The organism is Kribbella sp. NPDC056345, assembly GCF_042262745.1.
GTDB lineage: Bacteria > Actinomycetota > Actinomycetes > Propionibacteriales > Kribbellaceae > Kribbella.
Genome location: NZ_JBHJQQ010000005.1, coordinates 473032 through 488379, shown reverse-complemented (window position 1 = coordinate 488379; position 15348 = coordinate 473032). Strand labels below are relative to the sequence as shown.

Here is a 15348-nt window from a genome sequence, read left to right as displayed (position 1 = left end):
GACATGAGATCCTGGTGCGGTCGATTAGCCAGGTGAGAGGGCGCGGATGATCAAGGTTGGTGTGCTGGGGGCCAAGGGCAAGATGGGCGCCCAGACGTGCCTGGCGGTTGACGAGGCCGCTGACGTGGAGCTGGTTGCCTCGCTGGACCAGGGCGACGACCTGGCCGAGCTGTCCAAGGCCGGTGCCCAGGTCGTGGTGGACTTCACCCGGCCCGAGGTCGTGATGGACAACCTCGAGTGGTGCATCGCGAACGGGATCCACGCGGTCGTCGGGACCACCGGCTGGGACGAGGAGCGGCTGGCCACGCTGCAGTCGTGGCTGGATGCGGCTCCCGGCGTCGGCGTGCTGATCGCACCGAACTTCTCCATCGGCGCGGTGCTGATGATGCAGTTCGCGGCCAAGGCGGCCCGGTTCTACGAGTCGGTCGAGATCATCGAGCTGCACCACCCGGACAAGGTGGATGCCCCTTCGGGGACAGCACGCCGTACGGCGGAACTGGTCGCGGCCGCACGTCGTGAGGCCGGGAGCGGCCCGATCCCGGACGCGACCACGACGGCGCTCGACGGGGCTCGTGGTGCGGACGTCGAGGGGATCCGGGTGCACGGCGTCCGGCTGCGCGGGCTGATCGCGCACCAGGAGGTGCTGTTCGGTGACGAGGGCGAGACGCTGACGATCCGGCACGACTCGATGGCCAGGGTGTCGTTCATGGCCGGTGTGCTGCTCGGGGTGCGGAGCATCGTCTCGACGCCCGGCCTGACGGTTGGGCTCGAGCACTTCATGGATCTCGACTGAGCATGAAGGCTAAGCAGGCGGCGATCGTCTTGGCGGTCGTGTTTGTTGCGTACGCCGCTCTGCTCGGCTGGCGCGGGGTGTTGCTGATCGGGACCGGTGATCCGGTCGCGGTCGGCCTCGGCGTCGCCGTACTGGTGATTCCGGTGCTCGGTGCGTACCTGGTCTGGCGGGAGCTGCGGTTCGGTACCCAGACCGAGGGACTGGCCCGTGAGCTGGAGGCGGCCGGTGGGCTGCCGGTCGACGATCTGCCGCGGCGGCCGTCCGGGCGGATCGACCGGGCCGCGGCCGATGCGGCGTTCGAGCAGTACCGGACCGAGGCAGAGGCTTCGCCGGACGATTGGCGGGTATGGTTCCGGCTGTCGACGGCGTACGACGCCGCCGGGGACCGCAAGCGCGCACGGGCAACCATGCGGCAGGCGATCGCCCGGCACGCCGCTGACAAGCCCTGATCTGGTACTGGGCATTACCTGTGAGTTTCGCTGGGAACCTCCGGCGATCGACTGACAATGCGGGCCGGAAAAGGATATTTTCGAGACGTACGTGGCAACCGCCACGTCGAGGCCGGAAACTGGGTGGAGCCGTCCTGTGTCGTCCGACGGATCTCGCCGCGGTTCGGACGACGTGCAGGGGGCTGGGTTCGGCGGCCTGTTGCGCCGGCATCGGCGAGACGCCGGGCTGTCGCAGGAGGGTCTGGCGGAGCTGGCCGGTCTGAGTGTCGACGCGATCGCGGCGCTGGAGCGGGGTCGTCGCCGTGCGCCCAGAGCGCACACTCTGCGGCTCCTCGCGGACGCCCTGCGACTGAACAGCGCCGAGCGCACTCAGCTCACGGCCACCGCACGGAACGACTCCGAGTCGCCGCAGCCGGTGCTCAGGCGACCACCTGCCCCGCCGAACGAGTTGATCGGTCGGTCTGTCGAGCTCACGGCAGCCAAGCGCTTGCTGGGCCAGCGCATCACCCGACTGCTGACGTTGACCGGTCCGGGCGGGATCGGCAAGACCCGGCTCACCATGGCGGTCGCAAGCGAGCTCTCCGATGATTTCCCGGACGGTGTGTGCTGGGTGCAGCTCGCGTCGCTGACCGACGCGGAGGGGGTCGCCCCGGCGGTCGCAGCCTCGATCGGGCTGCACCCGATGGACGCCACCCGGCTGGCTGAGGAGATCGCCGAGCAGATCGGCCAGCGCACATTGCTGCTGGCGTTCGACAACTGCTCCCACGTGGTCTCGAACGTCGGCCAGATCTGCGCCGCGCTACTGGAGTCCTGCCCGAACCTGTCCATCCTCGCCTCCAGCCGCGAGCTCCTGCGGGTCCCCGGTGAGAACGTGTACGTCGTACCGCCGCTGGCTCTGCCGCCGGACGAGGACCAGGCCGAGCTCTCTGCTGCAGTCCGGTTGTTCGTGGATCGGGCGAGTGCGCGCGGGTATGACCCGACTGGTCAGCTGGAGCAGGTGGCCCGAGTGGTCCGCCGGCTCGAGGGCATGCCGCTGGCGATCGAGCTGGCGGCCGCCCGGACGAATGTGATGACGATCGAAGAGCTGGCCACTGAGCTGGAGACGTCGTTCGGCATCCTGGCCGGTGGCGACCGGACGGCGTCGCCGCGACAACAGTCGATGCGCGGGGCAATCGAGTGGAGCCATGACATGCTCACACCGGCGGAGCGTGATGTCTTCGCGCAGCTGTCGGTCTTCGTCGGTGGCTGGACCCTGAGTGCGGCCGCGATGGTCATGTCGGGTGAGGTCGCACCCGGCCCGGTGGCGCGGGCCGAGGCACTCGACCTGACCGGACGGCTCGTGGACAAGTCGCTGATCCGGGTGACTCGGCACGGTGGCGTCGCGCGGTACTACATGCTCGCTGTGATCCGGGAGTTCGCGGCGGACCGGTTGCAGACGACGGCCAGTGTGGACGAGGCAGTCAGCCGGCATGCGCACTTCTACATCGGGCTGGCTGAGCAGGCGGAGCGCGAGCTGCGCGGTGCGCACCAGGAGGAGTGGCTCGAACGCTTACAGAGTGAGCTGGACAACCTGCGCGCCGCTATGGCGTGGGCACTGCAGACCAGATCAGTCAGCGAAGCACTGCGATTGTCTGGCGCACTCTGGTTGTTCTGCTACCTGCGCGGTCACTATGCGGAGGGCAGTCAGTGGCTGGAGCGTTCGCTGGCCCTGTCACCGTCCACTGAAGACGTGACACCCGCGCTGGCGAAGGCGAATCTCGGTGCCGGCATGCTGGCGTTCCTGCAGTGCGAGTACGACGTGGCGACGACTCGCCTCCAGACCGCACTCGCGCAGTACAAGGAGCTCAAGGACACGGCCGGTACGGCGTTGGTCCTGCAGCGACTCGGGGGAGTGGCGCGCGAGCGTGGCGACTATCGGGCCGCCGAGGACCTGCACTGTCAGAGCTACGACCTGTTCGAGAGCCTTGGTGATCAGTCCGGGATGTCGTGGGCGCACAACCAACTCGGCTTCGTGGCGTGGTTGCGGGGCGATCTGGATATCGGTGCCCGCCGGTGTGGCCGGGCGCGCGACAGCTTCCGGAAGCTGGGCGACGGCGAAGGACTCGCCTGGTCGCTGATCAGCCTCGGCGCGATCGCGCAGTACAAGGGTGAGCTGGTCGAGGCGGAGGCCCTGCTGCAGGAGAGCCTGGCACTGTCGCAGCGACTCGGCTATCGCGAGGGTATGGCGTGGTCGCTCAACCAGCTCGGCATAGTCGAGCGGCGTCGCGGTCTGACCGAGCGTGCGGTGCACCTGCTCGACGAGAGCCTGGCCGAGCATCGGGACCTGGGTGACCGGTGGCGTTCGGCCAGTGTGCTGGAAGAACTTGCGGCTGTTGCTCAGCAGCGGGAGCGCAGCGAGTACGCGGCATTCCTGCTGGGTGCGGCGGACGGCGTACGGGAAGTGATCCAGGCGCCGGTGCCGGAGGTCGAGAAGGCCGACTACCAGGCCACGCGCAGCGCGGTCGAGGCGTCGCTCGACCGGCGTGCCTTCCGGACAGCCTGGTCAGCGGGGCGCTCGGCCCCGCTGGCTGCCGTGGCTGACGGCTACCCGGTCCAGAACCCCGCACCTGATCTGGGCCGGTATCTGTGAGACCCGGCCGATCAGCAGTCCACCAGAGCTGCTGATCGGACGAGTACATGCCTCGCGGAGCATCACGACCTGGGGGATCGACGATGCCCCGCGAGGGATCTGGGGTGCGCGGTGTCGCAGGTGTGCGTGACCCGGCCGGCTGCGCCTCTGTCTGACCCCCCAGGCAGTCCCCCCACCTGCAGCCGGCCGAAGCCACGTCCAGCGGTCGAGCCTTTCGTCGAGCCCTCCCGGTCGACGCCCGGCTCTCCCGCGCTGACACAAGGTTGCCGAAGTCACGCTCCGTCGCACAGGGACGTAACCCTGACATCGCCCTGACAAATATGTCCTGACAACGAAGGCACCTGAGGAATTTCGCCGACCGTAACCGGCGGCTTCCGCTGGGTGATTTTCAGAGCCTTGCTAATTCCCGCTCCGGATTTGAGTCAAGCGTTTGGGCGCTGCCAATTCGTGATGATTTCAGTGCAGATATCCGGAGAGGGCGGCGGTGAATCCGGCGACCCGGCGCAACGGGGATCCGGCTGCTGCCTCGCCGCCCTCGTGGTTGATCGGTTCCGGGGTTGATGGTGCCGGGATGCCCTCGCCGCGACAGCTCACGTCGGCGGCCGGGGTCTTGCCGGTGGTGAGGAACGCGTTGATGATCCGGTCCGCACACTTGTTCACTCCGCCGTACACGCCGTGGTCGCCCTCGCCGGTGATCGTCAGCAGCCGCGAGCCGGCGTACCGGTGATGGGCTGCGGCGGCCAGCGTGTAGCTGGTGGCAGGGTCGTTCTGGCTCTGCACCATCAGGGTTGTGGGCAAACCGGCGCCGGTCGGCTGCGGCAGATTGAGCTGCGGGCGGTTCCAGTAGAAGCACGGGTTCTCGTTCATGCTCCAGCCGATCAGCGGGTTCCGCGGGCCGAGGTGACCGGCAAGCTGGTCGGCGTACTCGCGGCCCTGCGGCCAGGCGGTGTCGTTGCAGGTGATCGCCGTGAAGGTGGCGTCCTCGTAGTCGTCACCCAGTGCCGACAGGCCGACCGCCGGCAGACCGACGGTGCTGCGGTGAGCGCGGCGGACGAGCTCCTGCTGGCGAGCCGGTGAGAGCCCGTCGACCAACCGTTGCGCGGCTCTCGCCCCGCCCTTTGTCTGGGTTTCGGAAAGGTCGCGGAGAAATGCCAGATCGAGAGCGAGCGAGTAGAAGTCGAGTTTTGTATACAAATCCCCGGAAACCATGTCGTCCAGGGTGTTCTGGTCGTAGGTGATCCGTACCGAGGCTTCCAGGAACTCCTCGACCGCGGGCTGCTTCTTCAGCGCCGCCCGTAACCGTTCGTAGTTGCGAACCACCTCGCGGGACGTCATCCCGAGGTGCAGCTTGTCGTCGTACTTGGCCGCCCAGGTCGCGAAGTCCTGCTGGAACCGCCGCTGGAACGCGGCCGGCTGTTCCGCGAACGTGCTGATCCAGGGGCTGGTGAAGTCCGTGTTCGAGTCGAGCACGAACCGGCCGACGTGCTGCGGGAAGTAGGTCTGGTAGTACGCGCCCATCCAGGTGCCACCGGAGTACCCGACGAAGTCGATCTTGTCGAAGCCGAGCAGCTGTCGGATCAGGTCCATGTCCTGCACGGTCTGCGCGGTGGTGACGTAGGGGAGCAGTCCGCGGGACTGACGGTCGCAGTACGGCTGGGCCAGCTTGGAGGCCTGCGAGATCAGGTCCAGGTTCCACGGGTCGCGGTCGCGGGCATCCATCGAGTAGCCCGGCGCGCCCTGGCATGTCACGTTGGTGCTCTCACCGGAACCGCGCGGGTCGAAGCCGATCGCTAGGTGATTCTTGGCCAGCGGCTCCTGGCTCGCCAGGTACGGCGCCATCCCGAGCCCCGCGCCACCCGGTCCACCCGGGTTGCCGAACACGACCCGGCTGGGCTTACCGCGCTCCGGGGCGACCTTGCTGACCGCGAGCTCGATGTCGGTTCCGGCGTACTGGTTGGCCCAGTCGCGCGGTGCGGCGATCTTCGTGCAGAAGGTCCGCAGCTCCTCGTCACCGCAGCGTCGCCAGTTGAGCTTCTGCTGCAGGTACTTGTTCGCCACCGGCCGCGCCTTGTCGACGACCACCCCCGTCGGCATCGAGGCAGTCGCTCCCGAGCCGGGAACGATCAGGACAGCAGTGGCGGACAGCCCCAGGCCGACGGCCAGGGAGACGAGCTTCATACAGACTCCAACGGCAAAGCGTGATCGGACCGTCGCAATCTGTCATGTCAGGCGTGCCCGGTCGAGCACCACCCCCGGCTAGTCGCCTTTGGGTGGCAAGAAATACGCGAGCATCCGGACCCGCCGTGAGTCTGGTGTCGGCTCTTTGCGTTGCAGATAAGGCATCAGCAGAACCTCGAGATCCTCCTGCACCTTGCGGAGTTCCTCGGCGGTCAGCCACATCCCCGCGTTGAACAACCCCGCCGAGCGAGCCCAATCCAGCTCCAGTTCGGGTTCGGTCCCCTCGACCCACTGGCGTGGCAGGTGCTCATAGCTCAGCAGCATCGCACTGCTCAACGCCCGAGCCGCCTGCTGAACCTCGACATCCCCGTCCTCCGGGATCTCGAAGAAGATCCCCCGCCCACACGCCTCCCAACCGTCCCCGTCCCGCCTCAGCAGCCCCACTGCAGCCAACTGCTCCGCATGCTCAGCCGCAGCCTCCACCCCGACCCCGGTCACGTCCGCAAGCTCCTGAGTGGTCGCCGCCCCCTGCCGCGTCAGCCGATCAGTAATCGCCAGCCGCACCGGATCCGCCAGCGCCCGCATCCCCGCCGCCCCCGTCAGCACCATGTCCCCAACCTCATTAACCCGCAACTCGCTCATACCCGTCACCCTCCCACCCCCAAGGTCAACCACCCCACCCCACCGTGCCCCCGCGAGTGAACCCACCGTGCCTCGCGAGTGGGTTCACCGTGCATCCGTGAGTGGGTTCACTGGGGGATCGGGGGGTGGGGGCGGACCCTCCAGGCCATCACGAGTGGGGGTTGGGGCTGTGATTGAGCGGTGGTGGACGGGGGAGTGGTGATTGTGATGGCCTGGGGGTTCGGGCTGGTGGCGGTGGAGGAGTGCGATGACGGCGTTCGAGCTGCATATTGTGTTCGACTGTGCGGATCCGGATCGGGTGGCGCGGTTCTGGATGCGGGCGCTCGGTGGGTACGACTTCCCGACGCCGGTGCCCGACGGATTCATGACGTGGGACGACTGGGCGGACGCGCAGCAGATTCCGGTGGAGAAGCGGCCGACCGGGCGCACGCTGGTGGACAAGGTGCGGGACCGGCCGGACATCTTCTTCCTCCAGGTGCCGGAGGCGAAGGTGGCCAAGAATCGGGTGCACCTGGATATCAAGGTCGCGCCCGGCCTGTCCGGCGACAAGCGTCGTACGGCGGTCGATGCCGAGGTGGATCGGCTGGTGGAGCTAGGGGCGAGCGTGGTACGGCGGACCGACGAGCCGGACGGCTATTTCGTGGTCATGCACGACCCCGAGGCGAACGAGTTCTGCGTGGCCTAGGCCTCGGCGGCGGGGTCGGTGTGGAGCCGGATCTGCTTGATGCGGACGGAACCGTCGCCGTACAGGTCCAGCTCGCGGTGCGCGGTGTCGGGGGCCCAGCCGGCGTCTGTGTAGAAGGCGCGGGAGACGTCGTCGGTGGAGTTGATCCAGACGGTGACCCGGCGGAAGCCGTCGGCGCGGACCGTGTCGACTACTGCGTTCAGGAGGCGGGAGCCGTGGCCGGCGCGAGTGGCGTCCGGCTGGACGGCGAGTTCGGCGATCAGGGCGTCGTGCTGGGCGTCGGCGTCCGGGTCGTCCGAGGCGGTGATGGCCGCGAACCCGACCAGCGTGCGGCCGGCCAGGGCGACCATCACCCGGTTGCGGGCCTCGCCGGGGGCGATCAGTGCGGCCCGCCACTGGGCGGCGAACTGTGCCGGGTTCAGGTCGGCCAGTACGTCGGTCGGCAGCAGACCGGCGTACGCCGCCCGCCAGGCCGCTACCTGGACCTCGCCGATCGCGTTCGCCTCGGCGGGCAGCGCGAGCCGCACGCTGGTCTCGGCCACCGGTGGCTCACCGGACAGGTCGGACAGATTCGCAGGCTCGGGTACGCCGAAGTCACTCACGCTGCCCATCCTCTCAATCAGTAGACGAGCCGGCGCAGGAGGGTCTCCGCCGGACCGCGGTACGAGCGGCGGCTCATCAGGTAGGCGCCGATCACCGAGACCAGCCAGACCGCAACCGCACAGCCGAGCGCTGCGTACGCCGCACTGCCGAACCGGTGCCCGAGATCCAGAGTGAACGGTGCCAGCAGCCCCATCCACGCAACCGACTGGAACAGGTACCCCGACATCGACCGCTGACCCAGTGCGGAGATAGCGCGGACCGGCAGCGACAGGGTGGTGATCCGGGCGACCAGCAGACCGAACAGAGCGACGTACCCAGGACCGCCGAACATCCCGCTGACGTGCGACAGCATGCTCAGCGAACCGACCGCGGCCTCGTCGACGTGCAGCCAGCCCGCACCGACCAGTGCCAGCGGCAGACCGCCCAGCACAGTGATGCTCATGCTGACCACGGCGACGCGGGTGAGCAGCGTGCGGTGTGCGGCCGGGTTCTCCAGGATGTGCTTGCGGGCGGCCCAGATGCCGAGCCAGACGACCATCACGAACGGGATCACGCTGGCGGTATGCAGCGGGTACTCGTGCAGTCGCTCGATCAGACTTGCGCCGTACGACGAAGCTGCCAGCGACGGGTTCGGTGCGTTGACGATGGCGTGAGCGGGGCCGGAGCTCGTCAGTGCCGTGATCGCACCTTGGATGCCCAGCCAGACGACGTACACGATCTCGAGTGCCCAGATGCCGATGATGATCCGATGGAACTTGTCGCCGCGGTTGAGGAGCAGCAGGGTGCAGATGATCCCGACGATGCCGTAGGCGCCGAGGAAGTCACCGAAGTACAGCAGCGTCGCGTGCACCGCACCGAAGGCGATCAGCCAGGCGTTCCGCTTCATCAGGATGCGCCGGACCGCGCCGGGCGTCGCACCGGACGAGCGCTGCCGGCGGGCCAGCTGGACCAGGCCGTAGCCGAACATGACCGCGAAGACCGGGTACGCGCGGGCGTCGACGAAGGTGAGTTTGAGGAAGTTCAGGATGCGCTCGAAGCCCTGCGGTGCGGTTTCGACACCGGGCTGACCGGCGAAGGCGAAGTTCGCGCTGTTGGCCAGCCCGATCAGCAACAGCATCGCGCCGCGGATCAGGTCGGGGGCGAGGGCTCGTTCCTTGCGGGCGACCGGGCCGCGGTGTTCGGCGGCCGGGAGGGTTTGCTGGATTGTCACGGGAGGCGCCTTCCGGGAGAACTGTGTAGGCCTTGAACTGTTACGACGATCCTCCCGCCCGCCGCGGCCCGCCCCCAGTGCGCTGAACCCCCTCCCGCAGGTAGGCCCAGCACCACCCTTGTGACACCTGTTGTCGATCTGGAGAAAAAGTGTCACATCTGGGCTATGCTGCGTCTCATGGACAGCTTCCAGGCGACCATCGACGCCGACGGCCGGATCGAGCCGCGGGACGCCATGCCCGACGGCTACCGCAAGACCCTGATCCGGCAGATCGCGCAGCATGCGCACTCGGAGATCATCGGCATGCAGCCGGAGGGCAACTGGATCAGCAGGGCGCCGTCGCTGCGCCGCAAGGCGATCCTGATGGCCAAGGTCCAGGACGAGGCCGGTCACGGCCTCTACCTGTACGCCGCCGCCGAGACGCTCGGTGTGGACCGGGCCGACCTGCTGGACCTGCTGCACACCGGCCGGCAGAAGTACTCCAGCATCTTCAACTACCCGACGCTCACCTGGGCCGACATCGGTGCGATCGGCTGGCTGGTCGACGGCGCCGCGATCGTGAACCAGGTGCCGCTCTGCCGCTGCTCCTACGGGCCCTATGCGCGAGCCATGGTCCGAGTCTGCAAGGAGGAGTCGTTCCACCAGCGGCAGGGCTTCGAGATCCTGCACACGCTTTGCAACGGGACTGAAGGTCAGAAGGCCATGGCGCAGGACGCGCTCGACCGCTGGTGGTGGCCGTCGCTGATGATGTTCGGCCCGCCGGACGCGTCGTCGACGCACTCCGAGCAGTCGATGGCGTGGGGCATCAAGCGGCACAGTAACGACGAGCTGCGGCAGCGATTCGTCGACATGACTGTCCCGCAGGCGGACGTGCTGGGGCTGCGGGTGCCGGACGACGGACTGGTCTACGACGAGGCCACTGGGCACTACAGCTTCACCGAGCCCGACTACACCGAGCTGTACGAGGTGGTGAAGGGCAACGGACCCTGCAACGAGAAGCGGCTCGCTCACCGGGTCAAGGCGCATGAAGACGGCGCCTGGGTCCGCGAGGCCGCGGCGGCGTACGCAGCGAAGCAGTTGGAGCGTGTGGCATGACCGTTGAGCCCCTGTGGGAAGTGTTCGTGCGGTCGCGGCGTGGGTTGTCGCATACGCATGTCGGTTCGCTGCACGCGCCGGACGCGACCATGGCGTTGCGGAACGCGCGTGACGTCTACACCCGGCGTCAGGAGGGTGTGTCGATCTGGGTGGTGCCGTCGACCGACATCACCGCGTCCAGCCCGGACGAGAAGGACGAGTTCTTCGACCCGGCGGGTGACAAGGTCTACCGGCACCCGACGTTCTACGAGGTTCCGGAAGGTGTCGACCACCTGTGAGCGATCTCTTCGACTACGTGATCCGGCTCGGTGACGACGCGCTGATTGCCGCGCAGCGCACCGCCGAGTGGATCGCGGCCGCGCCGCAGCTCGAGGAGGACGTTGCCCTCGGCAACATCGGGCTCGACCAGCTGGGCCAGGCGCGGACGCTGCTGCAGTACGCCGGTTCGATGGACGGCCGCACCGAGGACGACCTGGCGTACTTCCGGGAGGAGCGCGAGTTCCGCAACCTGCAGCTGTGCGAGCTGCCGAACGGCGACTTCGCGCACGCAATGGCCCGCCTGCTGTACTTCGCGACGTACCAGCATCTGTTGTACGACGAGCTGCGGGGGAGCGCCGACGAGACGCTGGCCGGTGTAGCGGGGAAGGCGGTCAAGGAGGTCGCGTACCACGTCGACCACGCGACCCAGTGGGTCATCCGGCTGGGCGACGGTACTGCGGAGAGCCACCGCCGCATGCAGGCCGCACTGGACGCACTCTGGCCGTACACCGCCGAGATGTTCGAGTCGGACGAGCTTGTACGTCGCCTCCCGGTCGCTGTGGATCCGGCTGGCTTGCAGGCTGAGTGGGAACGCCGCGTGCTCGCGGTGATCGACGAATCCACGTGCAGCCGGCCAGAGGCGTCGTACCAGCACAAGGGTGGTCGGAGTGGACGGCACACGGAGCACATGGGGTTCCTGCTGGCCGAGCTGCAGCATGTGGCGCGCTCACACCCGGGGGCGACATGGTGACCGACGCGGCGATCCTCGACGCGGTGGGTGAGGTCGCTGACCCCGAGGTGCCGGTGCTGACGATCGCTGACCTCGGAGTGCTGCGTGGTGTGCGGCACGAGGGTGATGAGGTCGTCGTGACGATCACACCGACGTACTCGGGCTGTCCGGCGATGGATCTGATCCGGCACGAGGTTGAGCTGACTCTGAACCACCTGGGTGTCGACGGCCACGTCGAAACGGTGCTGTCACCGGCCTGGACGACGGACTGGATGAGCGAAGCAGGCAAGGCGAAGCTGACCGAGTACGGGATCGCACCGCCGACCGGACGGCGTGCTGTCGGCGGTCCGGTGATGCTGTCGCTGACTCTGCGCTGCCCGCTGTGCGGCTCACCTGACACCTCCGAGCTCAGCAGGTTCGGCTCCACGTCCTGCAAGTCGCTCTGGCGCTGCAACAGCTGCCGTGAGCCCTTCGACCACTTCAAGGCGATCTGACATGACTACTGTGGCGACCCGGCGGCGGGCGACGTTCCACGCGTTGAAGGTGGCGGCGATCGAGGCGATCACCGACGACTCGGTGGCGATCACGTTCGCCGTACCGGATGAGCTCGCGGGGGAGTACGACTTCACTGCGGGCCAGCACCTGACAGTACGGCGTACTGGTGAGGACGTCCGGCGCAGCTACTCGATCTGCTCACCGGCTGGTTCCGGTGTACTGCGGATCGGGGTGAAGCGGATCCCCGGCGGCACCTTCTCGGCGTACGCGGCGAACGAGCTCAAGGTGGGTGACGAGCTCGAGGTGATGACGCCACTCGGCCGATTCGGTACGACGCTCGACCCGGCCAACGCCAAGCACTACGCGTTCGTGGCGGCGGGCAGCGGCATCACGCCGGTGCTCTCACTGGTCGCGACCATCCTGTCGGTCGAACCGTCCAGCCGCGTCACACTGCTCTACGGCAACCGCACTGCAGGCTCGGTGATGTTCGCGGACGAGCTGGCCGACCTGAAAGACGTGTACGCCGAACGCCTGCACCTCGTGCACGTGTTGTCCCGTGAGTCGACCGAGGTGGAGCTCTTCAGCGGCCGCATCGACGTGGAGCGGTTGCAGCGGATGTTCGCAGCCATCCTGCCGGTCGCAGGTGTCGACGAGTGGTTCCTCTGCGGCCCGTACGCGATGGTGGTCGGTGCCCAGGAGCTCCTGCTGTCAGAAGGCGTCCCCCGCGAACACGTCCACGCCGAGCTCTTCCACGTCGGCGACGAAGCCCCCAAGCCACCCGTCGAAGACGCTGTCGATGAAGACGCCGCCCAAGTCACCGTCATCCTCGACGGCCGCCGCTCCACCTTCCCCCTGGGCGAACACGCCCGCCCCATCCTCGACGCCACCCTCGCAGTCCGCTCAGACGCCCCCTTCGCCTGCAAAGGCGGCGTCTGCGGCACCTGCCGCGCCAAAGTCCTCGAAGGCTCAGTCCGCATGGACACCAACTGGGCCCTCGAACCAGACGAACTCCGAGCCGGCTACGTCCTCACCTGCCAGTCCCACCCCACCACCCCAGCCGTAACCGTCGACTACGACGCCTAACCGTAGCTGTACCTCCGGCGACCCAGGTGGTCAGTCGGTGCCGGATTCCATGGCGGCGCGGTCCAGGAGGACGTCTTCGTCGGAGGCTTCGCCGCGGGAGGCGATTGCCTGCGCGCCACCTGTCGGCATGGGGCCGATGAGGTCGGTGGAGGAGGCGAGGGCCGGGTTGGACGAGCCGAACATGCCGAGGCCGGCGTACTGCTCCAGTTTGGCGCGGGAGTCGGCGATGTCGAGGTTGCGCATGGTGAGCTGGCCGATGCGGTCGACCGGGCCGAAGGCGGAGTCTTCGATGCGCTCCATCGACAGCTTGTCGGGGTGATAGCTCAGCGCCGGTCCGGTGGTGTCGAGGATCGAGTAGTCCTCACCCCTCCGGAGCCGCAACGTCACTTCGCCGGTGACCGCCGTACCGACCCAGCGCTGCAGGGACTCCCGCAGCATCAGCGACTGCGGGTCGAGCCAGCGGCCTTCGTACATCAGCCGGCCGAGCTTGCGGCCCTCGTTGTGGTAGCTCGCGAGGGTGTCCTCGTTGTGGATCGCGTTCACGAGCCGTTCATAGGCCGCGTGCAGCAGCGCCATCCCCGGGGCCTCGTAGATACCCCGCGACTTCGCCTCGATGATCCGGTTCTCGATCTGGTCGGACATGCCGAGCCCGTGCCGGCCGCCGATCGCGTTCGCCTCCAGGACGAGGTCGACCGCGGAGCCGAACTCCTTGCCGTTGATCGTCACCGGCCGGCCCTGGACGAAGCCGATGGTGACGTCCTCGGTGGCGATCTCGACCGCCGGGTCCCAGTGTGCGACCCCCATGATCGGGTCGACGATCTCCACGCCGGCGTCGAGGTGCTCGAGCGTCTTCGCCTCGTGGGTGGCGCCCCAGATGTTCGAGTCGGTCGAGTAGGCCTTCTCGACGCTGTCCCGGTACGGCAGGTCGTGGCTGGCCAGCCACTCCGACATCTCCTTGCGCCCACCGAGCTCGTGCACGAACTGCGCGTCCAGCCACGGCTTGTAGATCCGCAGCTGCGGGTTCGCGAGCAGGCCGTACCGGTAGAACCGCTCGATGTCGTTGCCCTTGAAGGTCGACCCGTCGCCCCAGATCTGGACGTCGTCGTCGAGCATGGCCCGGACCAGCATCGTGCCGGTCACGGCCCGGCCGATCGGCGTGGTGTTGAAGTACGTGCGGCCGCCGGACCGGATGTGGAAGGCGCCGCACGCGAGCGCGGCCAGGCCCTCCTCGACCATCGCCGCGCGGCAGTCCACCAGCCGGCTGAGCTCGGCGCCGTACGCCGCGGCCCGCCCGGGGATCGACGCGATATCGGGCTCGTCGGGCTGGCCGAGATCGGCGGTGTAGGTACAGGGCACCGCTCCCTTGTCGCGCATCCACGCGACCGCGACCGACGTGTCGAGACCTCCCGAGAACGCGATCCCGACCCGCTCACCAACCGGCAACGACGTAAGCACCTTGGACATAGGAAGAGTATGCATGCCTCTGAATGATTATGCAAAACGTTCGTGATGGGTGTGGCTGTTGTGACTGCTGGGGCTGGATTGAGAGGATGGCGGTCTGCTGGAGGGGAGTGAGGCGCACCATGATGGGGCGATCGCATGCGTTGTCGGGGTGGGTTCTGGGACTGGCGGTGGCGCCGATGGTCGGGCTGACCTCGGTGGCCGAGGTGGTGCCGTTCGCGGCCGCCACGGCCGGCTACGCGTTGGTGCCGGACCTGGATCACCCGGGCGGGAGTGCCTCACGGTTCCTCGGTCCGATCACCGGGCTGATCTCCGCCCTGATTCGCAGGCTCTCGGGCGCGCTCTACAGTCTCACCAAGGGTCCTCGTGACGAGGACAGCACCGGCAAGCATCGCCACGCCACGCACACCCTCGCGGCCGCGATCGGTCTCGGCATACTGGCCGCAAGCCTGGGGGACCGCGGCAAATGGGCAGTCCTTGCTGTCGCCGCGACCGGGCTCCTACTTGCGGCCCATGTGCTCGGTGACTGGGTTCTCTTCGCCGTGCTGGGTGCCGGCGCCTACTCCGTCTTCGGTACGGCGCTCCCCGGTACGACGCCCGCTGACGCGCTCCAGGCGGGCCTGTCCGGGATCGGTGGGTGGATCGGGGTGGCCGTCGGCGTCGGCATGTTCACCCACTGTCTGGGTGACAGCCTGACCCGTTCCGGCTGTCCGTGGCTCTGGCCGCTCCCGATCCGCGGAGAGACCTGGTACGAGATCCGCCTGCCCCGGCTGCTCCGGTTCAGTACGAACAGCTGGGTCGAGCGGCTGATCGTCGTACCGGCGCTGCTGGTGGCCGGCGTACTGCTCCTGCCAGGCGTCTATCCGTTCATTTTGTCTACATTCAGTGAAGGAGACGTCACTCAAAGTGTTCACAGAATTTTTTCCGGACTTTTTTCGTGGAACGTGTAACGACTCCCTGGGCTCACCCGATAGGACGAGTGAGCCTGGTGGCTGCCCGGACCCCCGAGCGGACAGCCACCAGGCCTACTCATTTCT

The 15348-nt window shown here is 67.8% G+C and carries 15 protein-coding genes; 10 read left to right on the top strand and 5 right to left on the bottom strand.

The annotated features are described in order from the left end of the window. Positions 1–46: 46 nt before the first annotated feature. The 3 genes from dapB (at position 47) to ACFCV3_RS21035 (ending at position 3871) form a co-directional block, all read left to right on the top strand. The gene (gene dapB, locus ACFCV3_RS21045; protein WP_376032161.1) at positions 47–793 is read left to right on the top strand and encodes a 4-hydroxy-tetrahydrodipicolinate reductase; all 747 of its coding nucleotides are present in this window, start codon (positions 47–49) and stop codon (positions 791–793) included. A 2-nt stretch (positions 794–795) separates the two neighbouring features. Continuing rightward, positions 796–1242 (top strand): hypothetical protein, encoded by a 447-nt coding sequence (locus tag ACFCV3_RS21040; protein WP_376032159.1) that lies wholly within the window; start codon positions 796–798, stop codon positions 1240–1242. A 136-nt stretch (positions 1243–1378) separates the two neighbouring features. Next, on the top strand, positions 1379–3871 hold the full coding sequence (locus ACFCV3_RS21035; RefSeq protein WP_376032157.1) for a tetratricopeptide repeat protein: 2493 nt from the start codon (positions 1379–1381) through the stop codon (positions 3869–3871). A 456-nt stretch (positions 3872–4327) separates the two neighbouring features. Here the strand turns inward: ACFCV3_RS21035 and ACFCV3_RS21030 are convergent, their stop codons facing one another. After that, complete coding sequence (locus tag ACFCV3_RS21030; protein ID WP_376032155.1) at positions 4328–6049, bottom strand: alpha/beta hydrolase; 1722 nt, start codon at positions 6047–6049, stop codon at positions 4328–4330. 78 nt (positions 6050–6127) lie between these two features. Continuing rightward, complete coding sequence (locus ACFCV3_RS21025) at positions 6128–6691, bottom strand: winged helix-turn-helix domain-containing protein (RefSeq protein ID WP_376032153.1); 564 nt, start codon at positions 6689–6691, stop codon at positions 6128–6130. Between the two features lie 247 nt (positions 6692–6938). Here ACFCV3_RS21025 and ACFCV3_RS21020 point away from each other — a divergent pair, with 247 nt between their 5' ends. After that, the gene (locus ACFCV3_RS21020) at positions 6939–7376 is read left to right on the top strand and encodes a VOC family protein (RefSeq protein WP_376032151.1); all 438 of its coding nucleotides are present in this window, start codon (positions 6939–6941) and stop codon (positions 7374–7376) included. Here the strand turns inward: ACFCV3_RS21020 and ACFCV3_RS21015 are convergent. Together ACFCV3_RS21015 and ACFCV3_RS21010 are read right to left on the bottom strand one after the other, a co-directional pair. After that, positions 7373–7978: a GNAT family N-acetyltransferase gene (locus ACFCV3_RS21015; RefSeq protein ID WP_376032149.1), complete on the bottom strand. Its 606-nt coding sequence runs from the start codon at positions 7976–7978 to the stop codon at positions 7373–7375. The two genes, ACFCV3_RS21020 and ACFCV3_RS21015, sit on opposite strands and share 4 nt — an antisense overlap. Before the next feature lie 17 nt (positions 7979–7995). Continuing rightward, positions 7996–9189, bottom strand: coding sequence for a DUF418 domain-containing protein (locus ACFCV3_RS21010; protein WP_376032147.1), 1194 nt, complete (start codon positions 9187–9189; stop codon positions 7996–7998). Between the two features lie 177 nt (positions 9190–9366). Here ACFCV3_RS21010 and paaA point away from each other — a divergent pair, with 177 nt between their 5' ends. Genes paaA through paaE form a run of 5 tightly spaced genes read left to right on the top strand, consistent with a single transcriptional unit; the run spans position 9367 to position 12850 of the window. After that, positions 9367–10284 (top strand): 1,2-phenylacetyl-CoA epoxidase subunit PaaA, encoded by a 918-nt coding sequence (gene paaA, locus ACFCV3_RS21005; protein WP_376032145.1) that lies wholly within the window; start codon positions 9367–9369, stop codon positions 10282–10284. After that, a complete protein-coding gene (paaB, locus tag ACFCV3_RS21000; protein WP_376032143.1) occupies positions 10281–10562 on the top strand; it encodes a 1,2-phenylacetyl-CoA epoxidase subunit PaaB in 282 nt (93 codons plus the stop codon). Before paaA ends, paaB begins: the two co-directional genes overlap by 4 nt. Then, the gene (paaC, locus tag ACFCV3_RS20995; protein ID WP_376032141.1) at positions 10559–11293 is read left to right on the top strand and encodes a 1,2-phenylacetyl-CoA epoxidase subunit PaaC; all 735 of its coding nucleotides are present in this window, start codon (positions 10559–10561) and stop codon (positions 11291–11293) included. Before paaB ends, paaC begins: the two co-directional genes overlap by 4 nt. Continuing rightward, complete coding sequence (gene paaD, locus ACFCV3_RS20990; RefSeq protein WP_376032139.1) at positions 11287–11766, top strand: 1,2-phenylacetyl-CoA epoxidase subunit PaaD; 480 nt, start codon at positions 11287–11289, stop codon at positions 11764–11766. The genes paaC and paaD overlap by 7 nt, the downstream gene beginning before the upstream one ends. 1 nt (position 11767) lies before the next feature. Next, positions 11768–12850 carry a 1,2-phenylacetyl-CoA epoxidase subunit PaaE gene (gene paaE, locus ACFCV3_RS20985; protein ID WP_376032137.1) on the top strand — a complete coding sequence of 361 codons (1083 nt, stop codon included), beginning with the start codon at positions 11768–11770 and terminating at the stop codon, positions 12848–12850. A 30-nt stretch (positions 12851–12880) separates the two neighbouring features. On the opposite strand, the gene argG is transcribed toward paaE, so the two are convergent. After that, positions 12881–14314 carry an argininosuccinate synthase gene (argG, locus tag ACFCV3_RS20980; RefSeq protein ID WP_376032135.1) on the bottom strand — a complete coding sequence of 478 codons (1434 nt, stop codon included), beginning with the start codon at positions 14312–14314 and terminating at the stop codon, positions 12881–12883. A gap of 122 nt (positions 14315–14436) precedes the next feature. On the opposite strand from argG, the gene ACFCV3_RS20975 reads away from it, so the two are divergent. Continuing rightward, positions 14437–15261: a metal-dependent hydrolase gene (locus ACFCV3_RS20975; protein ID WP_376032133.1), complete on the top strand. Its 825-nt coding sequence runs from the start codon at positions 14437–14439 to the stop codon at positions 15259–15261. Positions 15262–15348: the final 87 nt, after the last annotated feature.

Excerpts from the sequence above, each read along its gene's own strand:
- argG (WP_376032135.1), bottom strand. The coding sequence starts at position 14,314 with ATGTCCAAGGTGCTTACGTCGTTGCCGGTTGGTGAGCGGGTCGGGATC.
- paaA (WP_376032145.1), top strand. The coding sequence starts at position 9,367 with ATGGACAGCTTCCAGGCGACCATCGACGCCGACGGCCGGATCGAGCCG.
- ACFCV3_RS21020 (WP_376032151.1), top strand. The coding sequence starts at position 6,939 with ATGACGGCGTTCGAGCTGCATATTGTGTTCGACTGTGCGGATCCGGAT.
- ACFCV3_RS21025 (WP_376032153.1), bottom strand. The coding sequence starts at position 6,691 with ATGAGCGAGTTGCGGGTTAATGAGGTTGGGGACATGGTGCTGACGGGG.
- ACFCV3_RS21040 (WP_376032159.1), top strand. The coding sequence starts at position 796 with ATGAAGGCTAAGCAGGCGGCGATCGTCTTGGCGGTCGTGTTTGTTGCG.
- ACFCV3_RS21030 (WP_376032155.1), bottom strand. The coding sequence starts at position 6,049 with ATGAAGCTCGTCTCCCTGGCCGTCGGCCTGGGGCTGTCCGCCACTGCT.
- paaB (WP_376032143.1), top strand. The coding sequence starts at position 10,281 with ATGACCGTTGAGCCCCTGTGGGAAGTGTTCGTGCGGTCGCGGCGTGGG.
- dapB (WP_376032161.1), top strand. The coding sequence starts at position 47 with ATGATCAAGGTTGGTGTGCTGGGGGCCAAGGGCAAGATGGGCGCCCAG.
- ACFCV3_RS20975 (WP_376032133.1), top strand. The coding sequence starts at position 14,437 with ATGGGGCGATCGCATGCGTTGTCGGGGTGGGTTCTGGGACTGGCGGTG.
- paaE (WP_376032137.1), top strand. The coding sequence starts at position 11,768 with ATGACTACTGTGGCGACCCGGCGGCGGGCGACGTTCCACGCGTTGAAG.
- paaD (WP_376032139.1), top strand. The coding sequence starts at position 11,287 with ATGGTGACCGACGCGGCGATCCTCGACGCGGTGGGTGAGGTCGCTGAC.